This is a genomic window from Streptomyces sp. NPDC096152 (assembly GCF_044763235.1).
Taxonomy (GTDB): domain Bacteria; phylum Actinomycetota; class Actinomycetes; order Streptomycetales; family Streptomycetaceae; genus Streptomyces.
Genome location: NZ_JBIWFW010000005.1, coordinates 41,983 through 63,899, shown reverse-complemented (window position 1 = coordinate 63,899; position 21,917 = coordinate 41,983). Strand labels below are relative to the sequence as shown.

Annotated in this window: 20 protein-coding genes; 9 read left to right on the top strand and 11 right to left on the bottom strand. The window is 72.6% G+C overall.

Annotated features, from left to right (window positions below):
- The first annotated feature begins 54 nt into the window (after nucleotides 1–54).
- The 3 genes from hpt (at nucleotide 55) to folE (ending at nucleotide 3,602) form a co-directional block, all read left to right on the top strand.
- Nucleotides 55–615: a hypoxanthine phosphoribosyltransferase gene (hpt, locus tag ACIQ9G_RS18045; RefSeq protein WP_403610217.1), complete on the top strand. Its 561-nt coding sequence runs from the start codon at nucleotides 55–57 to the stop codon at nucleotides 613–615.
- A gap of 185 nt (nucleotides 616–800) precedes the next feature.
- Entirely contained in the window at nucleotides 801–2,843 is a 2,043-nt protein-coding gene (gene ftsH / locus ACIQ9G_RS18040; protein WP_403610214.1) for an ATP-dependent zinc metalloprotease FtsH, read from the top strand.
- 153 nt (nucleotides 2,844–2,996) lie between these two features.
- Nucleotides 2,997–3,602 (top strand): GTP cyclohydrolase I FolE, encoded by a 606-nt coding sequence (gene folE / locus ACIQ9G_RS18035; protein WP_403610212.1) that lies wholly within the window; start codon nucleotides 2,997–2,999, stop codon nucleotides 3,600–3,602.
- Nucleotides 3,603–3,645: 43 nt separating this feature from the next.
- On the opposite strand, the gene ACIQ9G_RS18030 is transcribed toward folE, so the two are convergent.
- From ACIQ9G_RS18030 to ACIQ9G_RS18005, 6 genes are all read right to left on the bottom strand, one after another.
- Nucleotides 3,646–4,134 (bottom strand): DUF3180 domain-containing protein, encoded by a 489-nt coding sequence (locus ACIQ9G_RS18030; RefSeq protein ID WP_403610210.1) that lies wholly within the window; start codon nucleotides 4,132–4,134, stop codon nucleotides 3,646–3,648.
- A gap of 100 nt (nucleotides 4,135–4,234) precedes the next feature.
- Nucleotides 4,235–4,846: a 2-amino-4-hydroxy-6-hydroxymethyldihydropteridine diphosphokinase gene (folK, locus tag ACIQ9G_RS18025; protein ID WP_403610207.1), complete on the bottom strand. Its 612-nt coding sequence runs from the start codon at nucleotides 4,844–4,846 to the stop codon at nucleotides 4,235–4,237.
- Nucleotides 4,843–5,202, bottom strand: a complete 360-nt coding sequence (folB, locus tag ACIQ9G_RS18020; protein WP_403610204.1) for a dihydroneopterin aldolase — start codon at nucleotides 5,200–5,202, stop codon at nucleotides 4,843–4,845. The genes folK and folB overlap by 4 nt, the downstream gene beginning before the upstream one ends.
- A gap of 250 nt (nucleotides 5,203–5,452) precedes the next feature.
- Entirely contained in the window at nucleotides 5,453–5,956 is a 504-nt protein-coding gene (locus tag ACIQ9G_RS18015; protein ID WP_392192385.1) for a nuclear transport factor 2 family protein, read from the bottom strand.
- A complete protein-coding gene (gene folP / locus ACIQ9G_RS18010) occupies nucleotides 5,953–6,858 on the bottom strand; it encodes a dihydropteroate synthase (RefSeq protein WP_403610201.1) in 906 nt (301 codons plus the stop codon). Before folP ends, ACIQ9G_RS18015 begins: the two co-directional genes overlap by 4 nt.
- Before the next feature lie 130 nt (nucleotides 6,859–6,988).
- Nucleotides 6,989–8,800, bottom strand: coding sequence for a phosphatidylglycerol lysyltransferase domain-containing protein (locus ACIQ9G_RS18005; RefSeq protein WP_403610199.1), 1,812 nt, complete (start codon nucleotides 8,798–8,800; stop codon nucleotides 6,989–6,991).
- A gap of 228 nt (nucleotides 8,801–9,028) precedes the next feature.
- Here ACIQ9G_RS18005 and ACIQ9G_RS18000 point away from each other — a divergent pair, with 228 nt between their 5' ends.
- Complete coding sequence (locus ACIQ9G_RS18000; RefSeq protein WP_403610197.1) at nucleotides 9,029–10,156, top strand: alpha/beta hydrolase; 1,128 nt, start codon at nucleotides 9,029–9,031, stop codon at nucleotides 10,154–10,156.
- Between the two features lie 190 nt (nucleotides 10,157–10,346).
- Complete coding sequence (locus tag ACIQ9G_RS17995; protein WP_403610195.1) at nucleotides 10,347–11,873, top strand: hypothetical protein; 1,527 nt, start codon at nucleotides 10,347–10,349, stop codon at nucleotides 11,871–11,873.
- 136 nt (nucleotides 11,874–12,009) lie between these two features.
- Here the strand turns inward: ACIQ9G_RS17995 and ACIQ9G_RS17990 are convergent, their stop codons facing one another.
- The gene (locus ACIQ9G_RS17990) at nucleotides 12,010–13,473 is read right to left on the bottom strand and encodes a PH domain-containing protein (protein WP_403610192.1); all 1,464 of its coding nucleotides are present in this window, start codon (nucleotides 13,471–13,473) and stop codon (nucleotides 12,010–12,012) included.
- Complete coding sequence (locus ACIQ9G_RS17985; RefSeq protein ID WP_403610189.1) at nucleotides 13,470–14,069, bottom strand: PH domain-containing protein; 600 nt, start codon at nucleotides 14,067–14,069, stop codon at nucleotides 13,470–13,472. The genes ACIQ9G_RS17990 and ACIQ9G_RS17985 overlap by 4 nt, the downstream gene beginning before the upstream one ends.
- A gap of 31 nt (nucleotides 14,070–14,100) precedes the next feature.
- On the opposite strand from ACIQ9G_RS17985, the gene ACIQ9G_RS17980 reads away from it, so the two are divergent.
- Nucleotides 14,101–15,252, top strand: a complete 1,152-nt coding sequence (locus ACIQ9G_RS17980) for an NADH-quinone oxidoreductase subunit D (protein ID WP_403610186.1) — start codon at nucleotides 14,101–14,103, stop codon at nucleotides 15,250–15,252.
- A gap of 76 nt (nucleotides 15,253–15,328) precedes the next feature.
- On the opposite strand, the gene ACIQ9G_RS17975 is transcribed toward ACIQ9G_RS17980, so the two are convergent.
- Nucleotides 15,329–16,426 carry an SAM-dependent methyltransferase gene (locus tag ACIQ9G_RS17975; protein WP_403610183.1) on the bottom strand — a complete coding sequence of 366 codons (1,098 nt, stop codon included), beginning with the start codon at nucleotides 16,424–16,426 and terminating at the stop codon, nucleotides 15,329–15,331.
- Nucleotides 16,427–16,544: 118 nt separating this feature from the next.
- Here ACIQ9G_RS17975 and ACIQ9G_RS17970 point away from each other — a divergent pair, with 118 nt between their 5' ends.
- The 3 genes from ACIQ9G_RS17970 (at nucleotide 16,545) to ACIQ9G_RS17960 (ending at nucleotide 19,162) form a co-directional block, all read left to right on the top strand.
- Nucleotides 16,545–17,750, top strand: a complete 1,206-nt coding sequence (locus tag ACIQ9G_RS17970) for a sensor histidine kinase (RefSeq protein WP_403610180.1) — start codon at nucleotides 16,545–16,547, stop codon at nucleotides 17,748–17,750.
- 75 nt (nucleotides 17,751–17,825) lie between these two features.
- A complete protein-coding gene (locus ACIQ9G_RS17965; RefSeq protein WP_403610177.1) occupies nucleotides 17,826–18,497 on the top strand; it encodes a response regulator in 672 nt (223 codons plus the stop codon).
- A gap of 32 nt (nucleotides 18,498–18,529) precedes the next feature.
- Nucleotides 18,530–19,162, top strand: coding sequence for an AAA family ATPase (locus ACIQ9G_RS17960; RefSeq protein ID WP_403610175.1), 633 nt, complete (start codon nucleotides 18,530–18,532; stop codon nucleotides 19,160–19,162).
- Between the two features lie 92 nt (nucleotides 19,163–19,254).
- On the opposite strand, the gene ACIQ9G_RS17955 is transcribed toward ACIQ9G_RS17960, so the two are convergent.
- Nucleotides 19,255–20,361 (bottom strand): DUF5937 family protein, encoded by a 1,107-nt coding sequence (locus ACIQ9G_RS17955; protein WP_403610170.1) that lies wholly within the window; start codon nucleotides 20,359–20,361, stop codon nucleotides 19,255–19,257.
- A 176-nt stretch (nucleotides 20,362–20,537) separates the two neighbouring features.
- Entirely contained in the window at nucleotides 20,538–21,740 is a 1,203-nt protein-coding gene (locus ACIQ9G_RS17950; RefSeq protein WP_403610167.1) for a threonine aldolase family protein, read from the bottom strand.
- Between the last annotated feature and the right edge of the window lie 177 nt (nucleotides 21,741–21,917).

Below are 21,917 nucleotides of genomic sequence, written 5' to 3'. Positions count from 1 at the left end.
GGTCTCCTCCCCGGAGAGGCCCGGCGAGCCACATGTGCGGGACGACCGAAAGTGATGCGGGTGGACGCGAAAGACATGGGTGCAGACCTCAAGCAGGTGCTCATCACCAAGGAAGAGATCGACGCGAAGCTGGCCGACCTGGCCGCGAAGATCGACGCGGAGTACGCGGGCAAGGACCTGCTCATCGTCGGCGTCCTCAAGGGCGCGGTGATGGTCATGGCCGACCTCGCCCGAGCACTGTCCACCCCCCTCACCATGGACTGGATGGCCGTCAGCTCCTACGGGGCGGGCACCCAGTCCTCCGGTGTCGTGCGGATCCTGAAGGACCTCGACACCGACATCAAGGGCAAGCACGTCCTGATCGTCGAGGACATCATCGACTCCGGCCTGACCCTGTCCTGGCTGATCTCCAACCTCGGCTCCCGCGAGCCCGCCTCGCTGAAGGTGTGCACCCTGCTGCGCAAGCCGGAGGCCGCCAAGGTCGCCATCGACGTGGAGTGGGTCGGCTTCGACATCCCCAACGAGTTCGTCGTCGGCTACGGCCTCGACTACGCCGAGAAGTACCGGAACCTGCCGTTCGTCGGTACCCTCGCGCCCCACGTCTACGGCGGATGACCCCGAAGGGCCCAACCTCACTACGGTGATCGGGAACCCCGGAGGCCCTCCGGCCGTTGGAGGATGCAGACGGGAACGCCAGCCCTCCCGTGCGGCTTCGGGCCACAATGCTGGGGTACCGTCAGAAGAACTGTCTTATCAAACTCACTATGGCAGGAGGGACGGGGCGGCACCGCTCCGTATGGATGGACGTGAAGCGATACTTCCGTGGGCCGGTCATGTGGATCGTGCTGGCCGTCCTTGCCGTGGTCGTGTTGATGCAGGTCGTCGGCTCGTCCGGCGGCTACAAGACGGTTGACACCGGCCAGGTCGTGGCGGCGATCAATGACAACAGAGTCCAGTCGGCCAAGCTGACCACAGGCGACGAGCAGACCGTCAAGGTCGAGCTCAAGGACGGCCAGAAGGTCGACGGCAGCTCGAAGATCCAGGCGAGCTACATCGGCGACCAGGGCGTGACCATCGCCAACACGCTGCAGACCAAGTACCAGGACAAGCAGATCCCCGACGGCTACACGGTGTCGCCGTCCAAGCAGAACCCCTTCCTGGGCGTGCTGCTCTCCCTGCTGCCCTTCGTCCTCATCGTGGTCGTCTTCCTGTTCCTGATGAATCAGATGCAGGGCGGCGGCTCCCGGGTCATGAACTTCGGCAAGTCCAAGGCCAAGCTCATCACCAAGGACACCCCGAAGACCACCTTCACGGACGTCGCGGGTGCGGACGAGGCCGTCGAGGAGCTCCACGAGATCAAGGAGTTCCTGCAGGAGCCGGCCAAGTTCCAGGCCGTCGGCGCCAAGATCCCCAAGGGCGTGCTGCTCTACGGCCCGCCCGGCACCGGCAAGACCCTGCTCGCGCGTGCCGTCGCGGGCGAGGCCGGCGTCCCGTTCTACTCGATCTCCGGTTCCGACTTCGTCGAGATGTTCGTCGGTGTCGGTGCCTCCCGGGTCCGTGACCTGTTCGAGCAGGCCAAGGCGAACGCCCCGGCGATCGTCTTCGTCGACGAGATCGACGCGGTCGGCCGCCACCGCGGCGCCGGCCTCGGCGGCGGTCACGACGAGCGCGAGCAGACGCTGAACCAGCTGCTCGTCGAGATGGACGGCTTCGACGTCAAGGGCGGCGTGATCCTCATCGCCGCGACGAACCGGCCCGACATCCTGGACCCGGCGCTGCTGCGTCCCGGCCGCTTCGACCGCCAGATCGCGGTCGACCGCCCCGACATGCAGGGCCGCCTGGAGATCCTCAAGGTCCACCAGAAGGGCAAGCCGGTCGCGCCGGACGTCGACCTGGCCGCCGTCGCCCGCCGCACCCCCGGTTTCACCGGCGCCGACCTCTCCAACGTCCTGAACGAGGCCGCGCTGCTCACGGCCCGCAGCGACAAGCGTCTGATCGACAACCAGATGCTGGACGAGGCGATCGACCGCGTGGTCGCGGGCCCGCAGAAGCGGACCCGGATCATGTCGGACAAGGAGAAGAAGATCACCGCGTACCACGAGGGCGGTCACGCCCTGGTCGCGGCGGCCTCGCCGAACTCCGACCCGGTCCACAAGATCACGATCCTGTCGCGCGGCCGTGCCCTCGGCTACACGATGGTCCTGCCGGACGAGGACAAGTACTCCACCACGCGCAACGAGATGCTGGACCAGCTGGCCTACATGCTGGGCGGCCGCGCGGCCGAGGAGCTCGTCTTCCACGACCCGACCACGGGCGCGGCGAACGACATCGAGAAGGCCACCGCCACCGCCCGCGCCATGGTCACGCAGTACGGCATGACCGAGCGTCTCGGCGCGATCAAGTTCGGCGGCGACAACACCGAGCCGTTCCTCGGACGTGAGATGGCTCACCAGCGCGACTACTCGGAAGAGGTCGCCGCGCTGGTGGACGAGGAAGTCAAGAAGCTCATCGAGAACGCGCACAACGAGGCCTGGGAGATCCTGGTCGAGAACCGCGACGTCCTCGACAACCTCGTCCTGGCCCTGCTGGAGAAGGAGACGCTCGGCAAGGAGGAGATCGCCGAGATCTTCGCGCAGATCGTCAAGCGCCCGGCGCGGCCGGCCTGGACCGGTTCCTCCCGCCGCACACCGTCCACCCGCCCGCCGGTCCTCTCCCCGAAGGAGCTGGCCCTGACCAACGGTGCGAACGGCGCTACGCCGGCCATCAGCACCGCCAAGTCCACGGCGACGGAGCACGGCGGCCCGGCCACCGATCAGGCACCCGAGGACCGCCGCGAGAGCTGACGGAGCTCACTGTCCGGGCCCCGGTGGTCCCACCGGACCGGAATGGATGCCGCGTCCCCCAAGGTTCTAGCCTTGGGGGACGCGGCATTTCCGTATGTCCGCAGATGAGGCGCGTGGCCCACACGCGTGACAAGCACAGGAACGAGGCTGCAGATGACCGACCCCGTGACGCTGGACGGCGAGGGCCCCATCGGCGAGTTCGACGAGAAGCGCGCCGAGAACGCCGTACGCGAACTCCTCATCGCGGTCGGCGAGGACCCGGACCGCGAGGGCCTCCGAGAAACCCCGGGCCGGGTGGCGCGGGCGTACAAGGAGATATTCGCGGGACTGTGGCAGAAGCCGGAGGACGTGCTGACGACCACGTTCGACCTCGGGCACGACGAGATGGTCCTGGTGAAGGACATCGAGGTGTACAGCACCTGTGAGCATCATCTGGTGCCCTTCAGGGGAGTCGCCCACGTCGGGTACATCCCGTCCGTGAGCGGGAAGATCACCGGGCTGTCCAAGCTGGCCCGGCTGGTGGACGTCTACGCCCGCCGCCCCCAGGTGCAGGAACGACTCACCACGCAGATCGCGGACTCGCTGATGGAGATCCTCGAACCGCGCGGCGTGATCGTGGTCATCGAGTGCGAGCACATGTGCATGTCGATGCGCGGCATCCGCAAGCCCGGCGCGAAGACCCTCACCTCGGCGGTGCGCGGTCAGCTGAGGGACGCGGCGACGCGGAACGAGGCGATGAGCCTCATCATGGCTCGCTGACCCGGCGGGCCGGCTGGGGCGCCTCAGGTCCTCGAGCGGCCGCTCACGCCGCCGGTTCCGCGCCCGGGGGGTTCTCGTCGTCGTCCTCGGGGAGTTTGCAGACGCGTTCGAGGAACATGGCGGCCCCTATCACGGCGATGCCCGCGAGGACGGAGAAGGCGGCGTAGAGGGCCTGGTCGCGGCGGGCGGGGATGTCCAGGAGTTCCAGCAGGAAGACGCCGGTACCGCCGTACATCCCGGAGACGAGGGCGGCCACCAGGGCGCTGGCCTGGCCGAAGACGACCGCGCGGGCGGCCATCAGGGGGTCGACGCCCTTGGCGCCGGGGCGGCGCTCGCGCTGGGCTCTGAGGCGGGCGCGCAGCGAGAGCGCCGTGGACAGCAGGACCGCCGCGATCAGGGCGAGGACGATGGGGGCGGCCAGCGGGACGCTGGGGAGTGTCCCCACCGAGTTCCACAGGCGGGCGCCCGCCCAGGACAGCACTCCGGCGACGACGAACACGCCGGCCAGCACCCTGATGCGCAGCTCTTTCACGGTGTCCCTTCAGCTCCCCCGGACTGTGGCCGGTCGTCGGCGGCCCGCCCCGGTCCGGTCCCCGGCCTGGTCGCGCCGTGCGTCGTCTTGACCTTAACGACTACTCGGGCAGCCGGAGTTCCAGGTCGGGGCGCGGCTGGACGCCCGCGGGGGTGACGGCGGCCAGGAGGTCGGCCACGGCGCCGCGGCCCGGGAGCTGCGCCTCCGGGTCCACCTCGTGCCAGGGGGCGAGGACGAAGGCGCGTTCGTGGGCGCGGGGGTGGGGGAGGGTGAGGTGCGGGTCGTCGGAGACGAGGTCGGCGTAGGCGACGATGTCGACGTCGATGGTGCGCGGCCCCCAGCGCTCGTCGCGGACCCGGTTGAAGGCCTCCTCGATGGCGTGCGCCCGCTCCAGCAGGGAGGACGGCGGCAGGGTCGTCTTGAGGACGACCACGGCGTTGAAGTAGGACGGCTGGGTGCCGGGCTCGACGCCCCACGGCTCCGTCTCGTAGACGCGGGAGACCGCCCTGATGCGCACGCCGGGCGTGTCCTCCAGCGCGTCGACGGCTCCCTGGAGGGTCTCCAGGCGGTTGCCGAGGTTGGAGCCGAGGGAGATCACGGCCCGTTTCGGATTGGACAGGGTGGTGTCGGCTGCGTCGACCTGCTCGACGACGGAGGCGGGCACCGGCTGGACGGTCGGGTCGCTGTGACCCTGGAGGGAAGGTCGGGTCATGCTCGGCTCCGGGTGATGGTGACGGTCACGTCGTCGAAGGGGACGGTGATCGGTGCGTCCGGCTTGTGGACGCGGACCTCGACCTCCTGGACCCCTTCGTGCTTCAGACAGGCCTGGGAGATGCGCTCGGCGAGCGTCTCGATGAGGTTGACGGGCTCGCCCTCGACGACGGCCACGACCTCCTCCGCCACGATGCCGTAGTGCACGGTCTTCGCCAGGTCGTCGTCGGCCGCGGCCGGACGGGTGTCCAGTCCGAGGACGAGGTCCACGACGAAGAGCTGGCCCTCCTCGCGTTCCTCGGGGAACACACCGTGGTGCCCGCGGGCCTTCAGGCCGCGCAGCGCGACACGATCCACGCGAATCACTCCTGCAATCGTCGGTGACGGCCGGTCCGTACCGAGTGCGGGCGGTGCGGCCGGTCTGGGACGAATCTACCTGCGGGCACGGACAGCGCCAGGCCCCGGGGCGGTGGGTTTCGGGCCGGTCCGTCAGGTTTCACCGGGTGTTTCCCCTGGAGAACCCGGCCGCTCGCGGGTCGGAAGCCGCCCCTACCCGGTGGCCCGTGATTCCAACCACTTCCTGGCCCTCGCGAGGCCGCCTGCCCACTCAGGCGGGTGCCTCGTCGTCCTCGTCCTCGCCGTTTTCGGCCAGAACGGGGGAGGCGTGGTGCGACCACAGCTTCCACCCGGCGGATGTGCGCCGGAACACGTTGGTGGCGACGACGAGTTGTCCGACGAGCGGGCCGAGTTCGTCGGCGCCCTCCGGGGCGGGGCCGCCGCTGAGGATGTTCTCGGTGCAGGTCACCAGGGCGGTGTCGCCGGTGACCGAGACGTGCACGTCGGTGAGGAAGAACTGGATGTAGTCGGTGTTCGCCATGATCAGCGCGTACGACCTGAGGACCTCGCCGCGGCCGGTGAGGACCGGCCAGCCGGGGTGCACGCAGGACACCACGCCGGTGTCGGCCGGGTCGTGGTACTCCTCGTCGACGCCCAGGTCGGAGGGCGTGAGCCAGAGTGAGGCGACCTCCTCGAAGTCGCCCCGTTCCATCGCCTCGTAGAAGGCGGTGTTGGCGGCCTCGACCTGTTCGACGTCGGTGTGGGGGGCGCTCACCGGGTTCCTTCCGGCGCGTTCTCGCCGGGCGTGTGCCGGCCGGTGCGCGCCTCTTCCACGGCGTGCGCGACCCGTACCGCGTCCGCCGTCGCGCGGACCTCGTGCACGCGTACCGCCCACGCGCCGGCGTGTGCGGCGAGGGCGGAGACGGCGGCCGTCGCGGCGTCGCGTTCCCGCGCGGGGGGCGGGGCACCCTCGGGGCCGGCCAGGACGCGGCCGAGGAACCGCTTGCGGGAGGCGGCGACCAGGACGGGGTGGCCGAGGGCGCGCAGGCGGTCGAGGTGGGCCAGGAGCGCGAGGTCGTGCTCGGCCTCCTTGGAGAAGCCGAGGCCGGGGTCGACGACGACGCGGTCGGGGGCGATGCCGCCCGCCAGGACGGCCTCGACGCGCGTGCGGAGCTCGTCGGCGACTTCGGTGACGACGTCCTCGTAGGACCCGTGGACGTTGCCGCCCTGAAGGAAGCCGCGCCAGTGCATGACGACGAAGGGGGCGCCGGCGTCCGCCACGACGGGGATCATGGCGGGGTCGGCGAGGCCGCCGCTGACGTCGTTCACCAGCGCGGCGCCGGCGGCGAGGGCCTGCTCGGCGACGGAGGCGCGCATGGTGTCGACGGAGATGGTGACGCCCTCGGAGGCGAGGCCGCGGACGACCGGGACGACGCGCCGCAGTTCCTCGGCCTCGTCCACGCGGGTGGCGCCGGGGCGGGTGGACTCGCCGCCGACGTCGACGAGGTCGGCGCCCTCGGCGACCAGGTGGAGGCCGTGCTTGACGGCGGCGGTCGTGTCGAACCAGCGGCCGCCGTCGGAGAAGGAGTCGGGGGTGACGTTCACGACCCCCATGACCGCGCAGCGGTCCCATGCCGGAAGTCCCGCCACTCGGCCGCGCCCGCTCTGGTTGTTCATACGTTCAGCGTAGGCCCAGGGTGCGGCCGTGACTTCCCGCGGCCCGGGCGTCGTGACTTCCCGCCGCCCGGGCCCTGGCGTGGACCTCGGCGCCGGAGGGGCGGCGGCCTGCGCCCGGGCCCGGGCCGGTTCACGCCGCGCGCACGTCCCGCTCCGCCACCGCGTGCGGGCACGGGCGCGCGGCGGCCGTGCGGCGGCGCAGGAAGCGGGGCAGCGGCAGGGCGAGGCTGACGAAGCCCTCCGCCTGCATGGCGGCGAAGCCGATCCGAGGCAGGTCGGAGGAGGCGCGGTAGACGACGAAGCGCGGTTCCCAGCGGGGCTGGAACTTGGCGTTGAACTTGTACAGCGACTCGATCTGGAACCAGCGGGAGAGGAACACCAGCAGCCCGCGCCAGGCGCGCAGCACCGGGCCCGCGCCGATCTTCTCGCCGCGGGCGAGGGCCGAGCGGAACATGGCGAAGTTGAGGGAGATCCGCTGGACGCCGAACTTCGGCGCGGCCTGGAGGGCGGCGACGATGAGCAGCTCGTTCATGCCCGGGTCGGCGGCGCGGTCGCGCCGCATCAGCTCCAGGGAGACGCCGTCGGTGCCCCAGGGCACGAAGTGCAGGATCGCCTTCAGATCGCCGTAGGGGCCGGGCTCGTCGTCGGTCTTGTGGGCGGTGGCGATGAGGCAGTCGCCGTCGGCGGGGTCGCCGATGCGGCCCAGCGCCATGGAGAAGCCGCGTTCGGTGTCGGTGCCGCGCCAGTCCTCCGCGGCCCGCCGGATGCGGTCCAGTTCGGCGTCGCCGAGGTCACGGATGCGCCGTACCCGGGTTTCGTAGCCGGCCCGCTCGATGCGCTTGACCATCTGGCGGACGTTGCGCATCGCGCGTCCGGCGAGCGAGAAATCCGCGACGTCCACCACCGCCTCGTCGCCCAGTTCCAGGGCGTCCAGGCCGGTCTCCCGGGTCCATACCTCGCCGCCGGTCTCGGAGCAGCCCATGACGGCGGGCGTCCAGGAGTGCGCCTTGGCCTCGTCCATGAAGCGCTCTATGGCGCCCGGCCAGGCCTCGACGTCGCCGATCGGGTCGCCGCTGGCGAGCATCACGCCGGAGACCACGCGGTAGGTGACGGCCGCCTTGCCACTGGGGGAGAAGACGACCGCCTTGTCGCGGCGCAGTGCGAAGTGGCCGAGGGAGTCGCGGGCGCCGTGCTTGGCGAGCAGGGCGCGCAGCCGCGTCTCGTCCTCCTCCGTCAGGCGGGCGGCGGGGTGTTCGGGGCGGAAGGCGAGATAGACCGTGGTGACCGCGGTGAGCCAGCCGAGGGCGCCGAGGGAGATGGCGACGGTCCAGGAGGTGTTGCCCTGGTAGCTGACCGGCCCCTCGAAGCCGACCAGGCCGTAGACCACGTGGGTCAGCCGGTCGGCCACGCTCGGGTTGCCGACCATGCGGTGCGGGTGGACGCTGACGATGACCATCCCGAGGGCCAGCGAACCGGCGCTCATGAGGACGAAGTTGGCCAGGGCCCGCCACCGGCTGCGCGGGTCGGGCAGGGCGCCGAACTCGGCCCGGTGGATGAGCAGTGGAGCGAGCAGGGCGGCGGAGATGACCACTCCGATGACGGAGTGACGGTAGACGAACTCCGCGGCCGCGCCGGCCGGCAGCAGGGCCACGGCCGCGCGCCACGCCCGGCGCTTGCGCCGTTTCAGGCCGTGTGCGAGGAGCAGCAGGAGCACACCCGCGCTGAGTGAGAGCGCCGCGGCGAAGGGGCCGAAGGAGCCCGGCAGTACCTCGGCGATGGCGTGCATACGGCTGTGCCGGAAGCGGGGGAACACACCCGCGGCGATGTCCAGGAGGCCCACGACGGAGCAGGCCCTGCCCACCAGAGCGGGGACGGCCTCGGGGCGCGGGCCGCGCAGGGCGCGGCGCACACGACGTGATCGGCCCGGAACCCCAGCTGACATTTCCCCATCTATCCTGACAGACATCGCATCCCGTAGTTCTGCGAGAGACCTTGAATCCGGTGCCGATCCGGGCATCCGGCGACATTGCGCCCTCTAGGACGGTGTCTCGGGGAGAGAGGTTCACTCCCCTTCGGAAAGTCGGGTCAAAGGCAAGGGAAAGGCCGGGGCAAGCCCTCGCGAAGGAAGCGGCGGCGGGCCCGGGCGGGAAGTGCAGGCAGGAAAGAGCCCATGGGTCTCACGAGCAACAAAGTGCTGGTACTGACGGTCCTGATGGCCGTGCTGCTGTTCGTGGGCACGGTGTGGCTCTGGCCGCAGCTGGCGCGCCGCAGCTGGCGGTCCGTCAGCGGGCGTGTCGGTCTTCTGCTGGCCACTCAGCTGGCGCTCTTCGCCTGCGTCGCCCTCGCCGCGAACCAGGCGTTCGGGTTCTACGCGACCTGGGCCGACCTGTTCGGGCAGGAGACCGACCAGGGGGTCGTCGTCGACCACTCGACGGCCGGCGGCACCACCGGACCGCTCCAGGTGATCGGCACCCAGCAGATGAACATGTCGGGCGGGTCGCGGCCGCAGGTGGCCGGGCAGATCCAGAAGGTCGACATCATGGGCCGTACGACCCGCATCGCCTCGCCCGCGTTCGTGTACCTGCCGCCGGAGTACTTCCAGCCGCAGTACCGCACGCGTACGTTCCCGGCGGCCGTGGTCCTCACCGGCTACCCGGGCACCGCCCAGGCGCTCGTGACGAAGCTGAACTATCCGCGCACGGCGCAGGAGCTCGCGAAGGACGGGCGGATGCAGCCGATGATCCTGGTGATGCTGCGGCCGACGGTGGCGCCGCCGCGGGACACGGAGTGCGTGGACATTCCGGGAGGGCCGCAGACCGAGTCGTTCTTCGCCAGGGACCTGCCCGACGCCCTCCTCGCGCACTACCGCATAGGCAAGAAGCCGGGGAGCTGGGGCATCGTCGGCGATTCCACGGGCGGTTACTGCGCGCTGAAACTCGCCATGCACCATCCCGAGGTGTATGCCGCGGGCGCCGGCCTTTCCCCTTACTACAAGGCGCCGATCGACCCCACCACGGGTGATCTCTTCCATGGCAACAAGGAACTGAAGAATCGTGCCGACCTGTGGTGGAGCATCAAGCATCGACCTGCTCCCGACACTTCGCTGCTGGTTACCAGCAGCAGGATCGGCGAGACGGACTACAAGGCCACGCTCGCCTTCGTCGACGCGGTGAAGGCGACGAACAAGACCCGGATCGCGTCGATCATCCTCGACAGCGGCGGGCACAACTTCAACACCTGGCGGCGCGAGATCCCGGGGACGCTGCAGTGGATGAGCGGGCAGCTGAGCGACCGCTGAAAACGATCTTGCGAAGGGCGGGATCGGCGGAAGCGGGAGAAGTCGAAGGGCGGAAGACGGGGGAGTAGGCAGGGAGAAGGCAGGGGAGAAAAAGGGCCCGGAACTCCTGAAGCCTTGTGAAGGCTTCGGTATGGCTGCTTTTTACGGCCCGGGGCTCCGCGATTCGCCTACGCGCGGTAAGTTTCTGGCCATGCCACGTGGACGTCACCGCCATTCCCCACCTCTGCACAGGCTGCTGCCTCCTTCGGCGATCGCCGGCGTCTCCCTCGTCTGCGCCCTCGGACCCTGGGTGTTCACCACACCGATGGTGCTGCGCTCCCTCGCCGCGGCCGCCGCGGCGACGGCGGTCCTCGGCGCGGTCGTCATGCGCCGCTGGGACGCGCAGGCGGGCAAGCAGGTCGCCGACCTCACGCGCGCGCGGGCGAGCGACGAGTGGCGCTTCGAGGAGCGGGTCGCCGAACTGGAGACCGATCTGGAGGAGTCGCGCGAGCTGCGCGTCCGCCTCGAACAGAAGCTGCGCGCGAAGCGGGCGGAGCTGGCCGGGCTGCGCAACGAGCACGCCGCGCTGCTGCGGCGGTACGCCACGGCGGAGACCGAGCGCGCCAGCGCCCTGGAGGGCCGCCGCCTGCTCGAGATCGAGTCCGGGACCGACCCGCGCGCGCTGCCTCCCGCTCCGGCGGACCGGACGGAGCGGGCGGACAGCCCGGCGTACGCCGGTGCGGAGGCCGCGCCCGCGAACGCTGACATCGTTGACACGGGCGCCGACGGCGCGGCCACCGATTCCGAAGCCGGGACGGACGAAGCCGGGGCGACCGGCGCCGGGGCGGACGGCGCCGGGGAGAACCCGGCCCGGGGGGCCGGCGCGGAGGACACCGAGGCCGAGGCGGCGGGGGACGAGCCGGCGGCGGCCGGCGCCGTGTTCTCGCCCGCTGGGTCCCACCTGTTCCTGCGGGCCCGGGCCGCCCTGTCCCGCTTCGACGCGGACGTCGACGGCCACGAGACGGCGCAGGCGGATACGGACGGGGAGACGGCCGAGACGGCGCCACACACGGCGGATTCGGACGCGGACACGGCCGAGACGGCCGCGCACGCGGCGAAGACGGACGCGGACACGAAGAAGGCGGACGAGCCGAAGACGACCGCCGACGCGGCTGACGCGGACGCGGCGAAGCCCAAAGTGGACGTGGTGAAGGCGGCCGCCGTCAAGACCGGGACCGGGGCGCCCGCGGCCGCCGCCGATCCGGCGACGAGGCCCGGGACCGCGGCGGACCGTACCGCCGGGGTGCCGGCCCCCGCGGCGGAGGACGAACCGCAGGGGCAGTCCGGGGCGGCCGACGCGCACGAGCACGCGGCCGCCACCACCTCCCGGCAGGCCGCGCCGACCAAGCCCGCGCAGCAGCCCGCGGGGCACTTCACCGTGCCGACCGCCGTGGCCGTCGTGCCGGCGGCGCCCGCGCGGCGTCCGCTCGTCGAGGGCGGCTTCGACTTCTTCGGTACGCAGAAGGGCGCTTCGTCCGCCGACCTGGCGGCCGTCCAGAACGAGGACCTCGCCGACGTGGTCGGCGAAGAGGCCCTCGCCCTGCACAAGACGGAGTCCGACGCCGAGTTCAAACCGGCGGACCCGCATGCCGGCGTCGTGGGCCAGGTCATCGACCTGACGGCCCACGACGAGACGGAGCAGATCGACGTCCAGGGGCTGCGCAGCGCCGCGTCCTGAGCCGGCGGGCAGCGGACGAAGGACAAGCGGCAGGGCGGGAGGAGCCGGCCGCCTGACGGGCCGAGCGGGGAAGAGCCGGCCCGACGGGCCGAGCGGAGGACAGGCGCGGTGCCGGAAGGCGCCGCGCCTGTCGCGTTCAGGCCATCCACCGGTCCGGGCGGGCCGCCCGCCGCCCGGTCCGTGACCGTTCCGCCTGGGTCCGCAGCAGCTCCGCCGCCTCGCCGGAGTCCCGCAGCCGCGCCGTCACCGTCCGCCCGGCCCCGGTGTCCACGTGCACGTCCGCGACCCCGCACCGCCGCTCCCACGGCCCCTGGGTCAGCCGTACGCTCTGCACCTTGGCGTGCGGGACGAGCGCCAGCCGCCGCCGCAGCAGTCCGTGCCGGGCGGCGAACACCGCGCCGGTGACGGCGAGTCCGCACCCCCGCCACGACACCGGCGCGCACCACCCCGCCCGCCGGGGCGGCCGCGCCACCGAGGCCGCCTCCGGCACCGTCACCCCGGGCAGCACCCGCGCGACCACCGACTCGGCGACCGGGCGCGGAGCCACCGGCAGCAGAACGGAGTTCGACGACCCGGCGACGTCCAGCTCCACCCGCACCCAGCCGAGCCGCCGCCACAGCAGCGGCTCCACGATCCGCACGGTCTGCACCCGTCCCGGCGGCACGGTCTCGTGCGTACGGTCCAGCAGCCCCCGGTCGATCCGCAGGCCGTCCGGCGACTCGCTCACCGTCCAGTCGTACTCGCCGACGAAGCGCCCCGCGCCGCTCGCCCCGGCCGCGCCGGCCAGCGGCACCGCGACGGCGAGCACCGTCCACAGGCTGTGGGTCACCAGCCACAGCACCGGCGGTACGACGACGGCGGCGACCAGCGAGCCCCAGGTCGCGCCGGTCAGCAGCAGCGACACGGCGAGCACGCGGGGCGGCACGCGCACCAGCCGCCGCGCGGGTGCCTCGCCGACCTCGCGTGCGGTCGCGGGGGCGAAACCGGCCGCGCGGGCGAGCAGTTCGGCGCGCAGGGCGCGGGCCTCGTCCTGGCCGAGGAAGGCGAGTTCGTCCTTCCGGTCCGTGCCGACGACGTCCAGTTTGAGCTTCGCCACGCCCGCGACCCGGGCGAGCAGGGGCTGGGTGACGTCGACGGCCTGGATCCGTTCGAGCCGGATGTGCGCGGTGCGGCGGAACACCAGGCCCGTCCGTGTGCGCAGTTCGGAGTCGGTGACCGCGAAGTGCGTGTACCACCAGGAGAGGAAGCCGTACAGGGCGGCGGCCGGGACGAGGACGGCGAGCCCGATCAGCAGGGTGGTCGTCGTCAGCCTCGTGAGCTGCCGCTGTGCCTGGTCGGGGTCGTGCACGGCCCAGCCGGCGAGCACGGCGACCGGCGCCCAGGCCCGCCTGAGCGGTGTCACGGGATGCAGCCGCCGCTCGATCGCGCCGGCCCCCGTCCGCCCGGTCGCCCCGGCCGCTGCCCGGTCGGCCGCTGTCCGCTCGGTGGCCTCGGTCCCCGTCCGCCCGATCACCCCGCCCCCGGCACGTTCCTCGTCGGCTCCGTCGCGGACCTGGCCGGCGCCCTCCGGCGCGGCCCGCTCGTCCCCGGCGGCCGTCACAGCCCCGCCGATCGTGCCTCGCCCAGCTCGGTGAGCCGGTCGCGCAGCCGTTCGGCCTCGTCCGGGTCGAGGCCGGGGATGGTCGCGTCGGTCGCGGCGGCGGCCGTGTGCAGCTGCACGGTGGCCAGCCCGAAGTGCCGCTCGACGGGTCCGGAGGTGACCTCCACCAGCTGCATCCGCCCGTACGGCACGACGGTCTCCTCGCGCCACAGCACACCCCGGCTGATCAGCAGGTCGTCGTCCCGCTCGGCGTACCGCCAGGAGCGCCAGTTCCGGCCGAGCAGCACCCAGCCCCACGCCGTCAGGGCCAGGGGCAGCAGCGCGAACGCGGCCCAGGCGGGACCGGCGAGCACCCCCAGCAGCGGCCCGAGGACCACGGCGATCAGCCCCAGCCACACCACCAGCAGCAGCCGCCGCATCCGCAACAGCCCCGGCGGCAGCCCGGTCCACACCGGCTCACCCCCCGGTCCGGGCGCCGGCCCGCTCCCGGAGTCGTTCCCCGCACCGCCCCGCGAACCTCCCACCGGCCGGTCCTCCGGCCGGCCCGCGGTTCGGCCCTCCGCCTCCCGCGCGTTCTCCTGGCTCCCCGTCTCCATGGCGCAAGCGTACGTAGGGGAGACTGTGTCCATGACTCCTACGACGGAGACCACGGTCGGGATCGGCGGTGCCGCGGAGAGCACCGACATGGTCCTCAACATCGGCCCCCAGCACCCCTCCACGCACGGCGTGCTGCGGCTCAGGCTGGTGCTGGACGGCGAGCGCATCAGGCACGCGGAGCCGGTGATCGGCTACATGCACCGCGGCGCGGAGAAGCTGTTCGAGGCGCGCGACTACCGTCAGATCATCATGCTCGCCAACCGCCACGACTGGCTGTCGGCCTTCTCCAACGAGCTGGGCGTGGTCCTCGGCGTGGAGCGCATGCTCGGCATGGAGGTGCCCGAGCGCGCGGTGTGGACGCGCACGCTGCTCGCGGAGCTGAACCGGGTGCTCAACCACCTGATGTTCCTCGGCTCGTACCCGCTGGAACTCGGCGGCATCACCCCGGTCTTCTACGCGTTCCGGGAGCGCGAGGTGCTCCAGAACGTCATGGAGGAGGTCTCCGGCGGCCGGATGCACTACATGTTCAACCGCGTCGGGGGCCTGAAGGAGGACCTGCCGGCCGGATGGGCCACCCGCGCGCGTGCCGCGGTCGCCGCGGTGCGCTCCCGCATGGACGTCTTCGACGACCTGGTGCTCGGCAACGAGATCTTCCGGGGCCGCACCCGGGGCGTGGGGGTGATGACGCCGGAGACCGTGCACGCCTACGGCGTGAGCGGGCCGATCGCGCGCGCCTCCGGTGTCGACTTCGACCTGCGGCGCGACGAGCCGTACCTGGCGTACGGGGAGCTGCGGGACACCCTGAAGGTGGTGACCCGGACCGAGGGCGACTGCCTCGCCCGCTTCGAGTGCCTGCTGGAGCAGACGCACAACGCGCTCGACCTCGCCGACGCCTGCCTGGACCGGCTCGCCGGGCTGCCGCCCGGCCCGATCAACCAGCGGCTGCCGAAGGTGCTGAAGGCGCCCGAGGGGCACACGTACGCGTGGACCGAGAACCCGCTCGGCATCAACGGCTACTACCTCGTCAGCAAGGGCGAGAAGACCCCGTACCGGCTCAAGCTGCGCTCGGCGTCCTACAACAACATCCAGGCCCTCACCGAACTGCTGCCGAACACGCTGGTCGCGGACATGGTGGCGATCCTGGGCTCGATGTTCTTCGTGGTCGGGGACATCGACAAGTAGGCCGCGGCGGCCGGCCGCGCGCGTGGCCGGGGCCGCCGGCCGGGGTAGGCCGACCGGGGCACATGGGACCGGGCGGTCAGCCGGGGAGCGGGTCGGCGATGCCCACCGCCCGGCAGAGCCAGCCGAAGCCGCCCAGGCCGTCGGCCGCGGTGAGCTCGGCGGCCTCGCCGGCCTGCGCGAGGGCGCGCACGTACTCCGCGGGGTGTGTGGAGGCGAGGGCGAGTGAGGGGCGTGCGCCCGTGATGCCGAGGGCGTGCAGCGCGTCGCGCTGAGTGCGCAGACGCGCCCCCGGGGGACCGGCCGCGGCACACGCGTCGAGCGCGACGTGCGCGGTGAGGTCGCACGACCCGTCGGGCACGGGGGCGGTCTCGCGGCCCTCCCGGAACCCGGTGAGGGTCCCGAAGGGCGGCCGGGCGCCCGCGGTGTGCGCGTAGTCGACCGCGACGGCCAGGCCCCGCTCGACACGGGACGCCGCGGCGGCCCAGGCCTCGTCCCGGGGCAGGCCGATCTCCGCGCGCAGGCCCTGCTCGGCCGGCAGCGGCCACCACCGCGCCAGCCACTCCGCCTCTGGCTCCGGGAGCGGCTCCCCGAGCCGCTCGGTGCCGTCCCGGCGTACGAGGACGAGCCGGGGCACGCCGGCGGAGTCCACCTCGGCGACCTCCACCGGTACGTTGTCCAGCCACTCGTTGGCGAACAGCAGTCCGGTGATCCCCCGGGGGATCTCGGTCCGCCACGCCACCCGCGGGTCGAGTCCCGCGGGCCGGGCGGCGATCTCGACGGCAGACGGCCGCGTGCGGGCCGCCACGTCGGCGGGCAGCGCGGCGAGCACCGCGCGGGTCAGCTCCCCGCGCCCGGCCGCCATGTCGACGAAGTCGAGCGTCGCCGGCCGCCCCAGCGCCTCGTCCACCCGGCACAGCAGCCGCGCCACGGCCCGCGCGAACAGCGGCGAGGCGTGCACGGAGGTGCGGAAGTGCCCGGCCGGGCCCTCCGGGCGCCGGTAGAAGCCGCCCGGCCCGTAGAGCGCCGCCTCGGCCGCGGCCCGCCAGCCCCGCCAGTCGGGGGCCGGTCCGCCCGTCACACGCCCGCCGCCCGCTGAGTCGTGCCCGGCGCGATCCGAGTCGTGCCCAGCGCCGTCCGTGCCGTCCCCCGCGCTGTCCGTCGTGTCGTCCGCCACCCCGCCAGACTAGGCGCCCAGGTGATCACGGCATCCACCTTGGGGAGTACGAGGGCCGCGTGCGGATCGATCCTCCGGTTGACCCCTGCACACACCACGCTTCCCTACTCTGGGTTACGTGCAGCGCCTCTATGACTTCCTCCGCAGGCACCCGATGTGGGTCGACGGCTTCTGGGCCCTCGCCCTGCTCGGGATCTCCGGCGTGAGCGTATCGAGCGTCAACGGGGCGCCGGACCACCACGGATCCCTCGGTGCGGCACTGGGCGTGTCCGCCGTCCTGAGCGCGGTCGTCGCGCTGCGCCGCCGTATGCCGGAGCGGATGCTGGTCCTGGCGGCGGCGACGGGCGTGGCCCAGCTGGTCCTGGGCGTCCAGACCACCGTCGCCGACTTCGCCCTGCTGGTGATCGTCTACACGGTCGCCGCGATCGGCGCCCGCTGGGCCTCCCGGTTCGCCCTGGTGGGCGGCCTGAGCGCGGCGACCCTGGCGCAGATGCGCTGGCCGGCGCAGCACACGAGCGTCCTGGGCGACGTCGCGATAGCCGTCTTCCAGACGGTGCCGTTCGCCCTCGCCTGGGTGCTCGGCGACTCGATGCGCACCCGCCGCGCCTACTTCGCGCAGCTGGAGGAGCGCGCCGCCCGTCTGGAGAAGGAGCGCGAGGCGCAGTCCAAGGTCGCGGTCGCCGCCGAGCGCGCCCGGATCGCGCGCGAGCTGCACGACGTGGTCGCGCACAACGTCTCGGTGATGGTGGTGCAGGCCGACGGCGCCGCCTACGTCCTCGACGCCGCCCCCGACCAGGCGAAGAAGGCCCTGGAGACCATCTCCTCCACCGGCCGCCAGGCCCTCGCCGAGATGCGCCGCCTACTGGGCGTACTGCGCACCGGCGAGCACCAGGAGGTGGGCGAGTACGTCCCCCAGCCCGACGTCGGGCAGATCGAGGACCTCGTCCAGCAGTGCCGCGGCTCCGGGCTGCCCGTCGACTTCCGGGTCGAGGGCACCCCGCGCCCGCTGCCCAGCGGCGTCGAGCTCACCGCGTACCGGATCGTCCAGGAAGCGCTGACCAACACGCGCAAGCACGGCGGCCCCGACGCGGGGGCGAGCGTGCGCCTCGTCTACTTCGACGACGGCCTCGGCCTGCTCGTCGAGGACGACGGCAAGGGCGCCCCGCACGAGCTGTACGAGGAGGGCGGCGCCGACGGCCAGGGGCACGGCCTGATCGGGATGCGGGAACGCGTCGGCATGGTGGGCGGCACCCTGGACGCCGGCCCGCGCCCCGGCGGAGGATTCCGCATCAGCGTCCTGCTGCCCCTCAAACCGGCGCACTGACGCCCCCCGCACGCCCCCTGTTGACACCTGGCACGCCCCACCCGCCGACGACCGATGGACATGGAAGAGGCCCCGATGACGATCCGCGTGATGCTCGTCGACGACCAGGTGCTGCTGCGCACCGGGTTCCGGATGGTGCTCGCCGCCCAGCCGGACATGGAGGTCGTCGCGGAGGCGGGCGACGGCGTCGAGGCCCTCCAGGTGCTGCGCGCGGCCGAGGTCGACGTGATCCTCATGGACGTGCGGATGCCGAAGCTGGACGGCGTGGAGACCACCCGCCGGGTCTGTGCGGAGCCCGACCCGCCCAAGGTGCTCATCCTGACCACCTTCGACCTCGACGAGTACGCCTTCTCCGGACTGAAGGCGGGCGCCTCCGGCTTCATGCTCAAGGACGTGCCGCCCGGCGACCTGCTCGCCGCGATCCGCGCCGTGCACAGCGGCGACGCCGTCGTCGCGCCCTCCACCACCCGCCGGCTGCTCGACCGCTTCGCGCCCATGCTGCCCAGCGGCGCCAAGGAGCCCCGGCACAAGGAGCTGGAGCGGCTCACCGAGCGTGAGCGTGAGGTCATGGTGCTGGTCGCGCAGGGTCTGTCGAACGGCGAGATCGCGGCCCGGCTGGTGCTGTCGGAGGCGACCGTGAAGACGCACGTGGGCCGCATCCTGACCAAGCTCGGTCTGCGGGACCGGGTGCAGGTGGTGGTGCTGGCCTACGAGACGGGGCTCGTCCGGGCCGGCGGACACGGCTGACCGCGCCGGCCGCCGTCGGTAGGGTTCGGCGCATGCTCCTGTGGATCAACGGCCCCTTCGGCGGCGGAAAAACGCAGACCGCACACGAGATCCAGCGCCGCCTGCCCGGCAGCGTCATCTGCGACCCCGAGCACGCCGGTTTCGGCCTGCGCCGGATGCTGCCGCCCGAACTGCGCGGAGACTTCCAGGACTTGGCCTCCTGGCGGCAGGGCGTGGTCGAGGTCCTCGACCTGACCCTGGCCCGGCACGACGGCGTGGTGATCGTCCCCATGACGGTCACCGACCCCGACTGCTTCGCGGAGACGGTCGGCCGGCTGCGCGAACTCGGCCACCCCGTCCACCACTTCACGCTCCTCGCGGAACGGGAGACCGTCCTGCGGCGGCTGCGGGAGCGCGGCTTCGGGCAGGCCCTGCGGTACGTCGGCGGGAAGGGCGCCGGGCTGGGCCGGGAGACATGGGCCGTACGGCAGCTCGACCACTGCCTGGAGCGGCTGCGCGAGCCGGAGTTCGCCGAGCATCTGTGGACGGACCACTCGACCGTGCCGAAGACCGCGGACCGGATCGCCGTGCTGGCCGGGCTGACGCTGACGCCGCACCGCGGGGGAGCGCTGCGGACCCGGATCAGGCAGGCGAAGGTCGGTGTCAAGCACATCCGGTTCGACTGACTGGGCCGCCCCGCTCTTCTGCCGGAGGATGTCAGCGGCCGCGGGTGAGCTCCTGCCGCTGTCCGAGGATTCCGCGGGTGAGCTCCGAACCGCTACCTGAGGATCCCTTCGAGGAAGTCGCTGCCGAGCCGCGCCACCGTGGCGACGTCCAGCTGGTGGAGAACGTAGCGGCCGCGGCGGCGGGTGGTGACCAGGCCCGCCTTCTTCAGCACGCTCAGGTGCCGGGATATCTCGGGCGCCGTCATGCCGTGCACCTGGGTCAGCTCGCCGGTGGTGAAGGCGCTGCGGGCCAGACTCCGGCACAGCCGCATCCGCACCGGGTGGGACAGGGCGGTCATCCGCAGGGTCAGCTGCTCCACCGAGGGCGGGGCGGCGAGCTCGGGGGAGCCGACGGGGTAGTGCAGCACCGGCTGCCAGCCGTACCGGTGCAGCACCATCAGATGCGGCCGGCCCAGACTCGTCGGCACCAGCAGCAGGCCGCCGCCCGCCGTGGCGGTGCGGCCCTCGCCCAGCTTGTCGACGGTGATCCGCCCGGCGTCCTCCTCCAGCGTGACCGCCGGGGACACCGCGGCCAGCGCCTCGGCGAGGCCCTTGCGTCGCAGCAGCTCCGTCTTGTGCCGGGCGTCCGAGGCCAGTTGGTGGCGCAGCCGGGCCCAGGTCTCCGCGAAGAACGCCTCGTCGCAGTCCTGGAGGAACTGCCGCAGCCAGGCTCTGATGCGGGGCGGGTCGGCGAGCAGCCGCTCGCTGAAGCGCAGCTGGCGGGGTCCGCGCGCGGCGGCCAGATCCAGGGCGCGGCGGCGCAGGCCGGCGTCGGCGAGCGGCCCGGCGCCGGGGGTGCCGTAGGAGAGCGCGCAGGTGAACTCCAGGGCCGCGTCCACGAATTGCTCGTCGGACAGCTTGTCCAGCAGGTCCAGGTCCTCGGCGAGGGTCTCGCCGGGCAGGGTGGTGCCACCCGGTATGCCCGCGTACGGCTGGAAGAGGTCGGAGAACGTGGTCCGCCACAGGAAGTCGGCCTCGCACGTCCGGTCGGCCAGATGGCAGTCGAGCCGGGCGGTCACCGCCGTCACCCAGCCCTGGAGGCCCGGATGGTGCCCCGGCTCGGACAGCGCGTGCAGCGCCATGCCCAGCTCGGCCAGGGGCGAGGGCGCAACGACGATGTTCTCCGGCCGCAGCCCCGCGATGTCGATGCGCACGCTCATGCCCTCATGGTGCACCCCGCCACCGACAACGCGGCCGCCGATTGACGAGGGCCGTCAACCGACGCGCCGTCAGCAGCCGTCGCCGTCAAGCCCCCGCTCGGGCGGCCCCACCGGGGCCGTCCGCCGCCCCTGCCGCCCCGCCTGCTCCCTCACCCCTGCCCGCCCCGCCTGCTACCTCACCCCTGCTGCGCCGCCTCCTCCGTCAGCCGGGCCGTGAACTCGGCGGCCGCCGACCTGACGTCGTCCGCGCTCCACTCCAGGCCGGCGGCCCGCACGTAGACCTCGGTGCAGGCCAGGCCCGGGCCCTTGGCGTCCCAGCCGTGGGCGAAGAGCATCACGCCGGTCTCCTCCGCCGTCCGGATCGCGGCGAGCGCGGCCGTGTCGGCGTCGTACGGCAGCCAGACCTGGAAGTCGTGCGTGTGCGGCTCGGCCGGGTGGACGCGTGTCCAGGGCAGCCCGGCCGCCGCGAAGCCCTCGCCCAGCGCCGCGGCCACCACGCGCGCCTGCCGCACGTACCCGGGCAGCCGGGGCAGCTCCCGTTCCAGGCCGGCGAGCGCGGACAGGGCGGTCGGGAACTGCTGGAACATCAGGCCGCCGTACCGGTGCCGCCAGGTCCTGGCCTCCTCCACCAGCGCCCTCGGGCCGGCGAGCGCCGCGCCGCCGTAGCCGTCGAGGGACTTGTAGAAGGACACGTACACGCTGTCGGCGAGGTCGGCGATCTCGTGCAACGGGCGGCCGAAGTGGACGGTGGACTCCCACAGGCGCGCGCCGTCGAAGTGCACCACCGCGTCACGCTCGTGCGCCGCCTCGACGACCCCGGTGAGCTCCTCCCAGGTGGGCAGGACGAAACCCGCCTCCCTGAGCGGCAGTTCCAGCATCAGCGCCCCGAACGGCTCGTCCAGGTCGCGTACTTCGGCAGCCGTGGGTAGCCGTGGCTCGCTGGTCACCTGCACCGGGCGCAGGCCGCTGACCTGACTGAACGCATGCCGCTCGTGCATCTCGGGGTGGGCCAGCGCGTGCAGCGCGACGGTCGTGCTCCCGGTGCGGCCCGCCCAGCAGCGCAGGGCGACCTGCTGGGCCATCGTCCCCGTCGGGAAGAAGGCGGCCGCCTCCTTGCCGAGCAGCCCGGCGACCTTCTCCTCCAGGGCCTCGACGATGCCGTTGCCGTACATGTCCGACGCCGTGTCGAGGTCGTACAGGTCCCGTGCCCCGTCCAGCACCGCCAGCCGCTCCCGGAGCGTGCCGAGGAAGCCGGGGCGCGCGAGCACGTGCTTCGCGCTGCGGTACGCGTTCGCGCGCCGTGCGCGAAGCTGTTTGTGTCGTTCTTCGTCCGACTGCGGATCTTCCTGCCGTATGTCCTGCCGCACCCTGTCGCTCATGCACGGGATCATCCCGTGGGTCCGGTTGGGCGGGCACCGCGTTTTCCGTCCGGGAGTGCGGGATTCCGCGCCGGGGCCGTGGGGAAACCCACAGCCTGTGGACAACCGAACGCCTCTCGAACCAATCGCGTTAACATGACGAGAAATCGTCCGGTACCCGGAGCGGACTGGAACGGG

What these genes read in the sequence shown, in the direction of transcription:
- hpt (WP_403610217.1), top strand. Translation starts at nt 55, where the DNA reads ATGCGGGTGGACGCGAAAGACATGGGTGCAGACCTCAAGCAGGTGCTC.
- ftsH (WP_403610214.1), top strand. Translation starts at nt 801, where the DNA reads ATGGACGTGAAGCGATACTTCCGTGGGCCGGTCATGTGGATCGTGCTG.
- folE (WP_403610212.1), top strand. Translation starts at nt 2,997, where the DNA reads ATGACCGACCCCGTGACGCTGGACGGCGAGGGCCCCATCGGCGAGTTC.
- folK (WP_403610207.1), bottom strand. Translation starts at nt 4,846, where the DNA reads ATGACCCGACCTTCCCTCCAGGGTCACAGCGACCCGACCGTCCAGCCG.
- folP (WP_403610201.1), bottom strand. Translation starts at nt 6,858, where the DNA reads ATGAACAACCAGAGCGGGCGCGGCCGAGTGGCGGGACTTCCGGCATGG.
- ACIQ9G_RS18005 (WP_403610199.1), bottom strand. Translation starts at nt 8,800, where the DNA reads ATGTCAGCTGGGGTTCCGGGCCGATCACGTCGTGTGCGCCGCGCCCTG.
- ACIQ9G_RS18000 (WP_403610197.1), top strand. Translation starts at nt 9,029, where the DNA reads ATGGGTCTCACGAGCAACAAAGTGCTGGTACTGACGGTCCTGATGGCC.
- ACIQ9G_RS17995 (WP_403610195.1), top strand. Translation starts at nt 10,347, where the DNA reads ATGCCACGTGGACGTCACCGCCATTCCCCACCTCTGCACAGGCTGCTG.
- ACIQ9G_RS17985 (WP_403610189.1), bottom strand. Translation starts at nt 14,069, where the DNA reads ATGGAGACGGGGAGCCAGGAGAACGCGCGGGAGGCGGAGGGCCGAACC.
- ACIQ9G_RS17980 (WP_403610186.1), top strand. Translation starts at nt 14,101, where the DNA reads ATGACTCCTACGACGGAGACCACGGTCGGGATCGGCGGTGCCGCGGAG.
- ACIQ9G_RS17965 (WP_403610177.1), top strand. Translation starts at nt 17,826, where the DNA reads ATGACGATCCGCGTGATGCTCGTCGACGACCAGGTGCTGCTGCGCACC.
- ACIQ9G_RS17960 (WP_403610175.1), top strand. Translation starts at nt 18,530, where the DNA reads ATGCTCCTGTGGATCAACGGCCCCTTCGGCGGCGGAAAAACGCAGACC.
- ACIQ9G_RS17955 (WP_403610170.1), bottom strand. Translation starts at nt 20,361, where the DNA reads ATGAGCGTGCGCATCGACATCGCGGGGCTGCGGCCGGAGAACATCGTC.
- ACIQ9G_RS17950 (WP_403610167.1), bottom strand. Translation starts at nt 21,740, where the DNA reads ATGAGCGACAGGGTGCGGCAGGACATACGGCAGGAAGATCCGCAGTCG.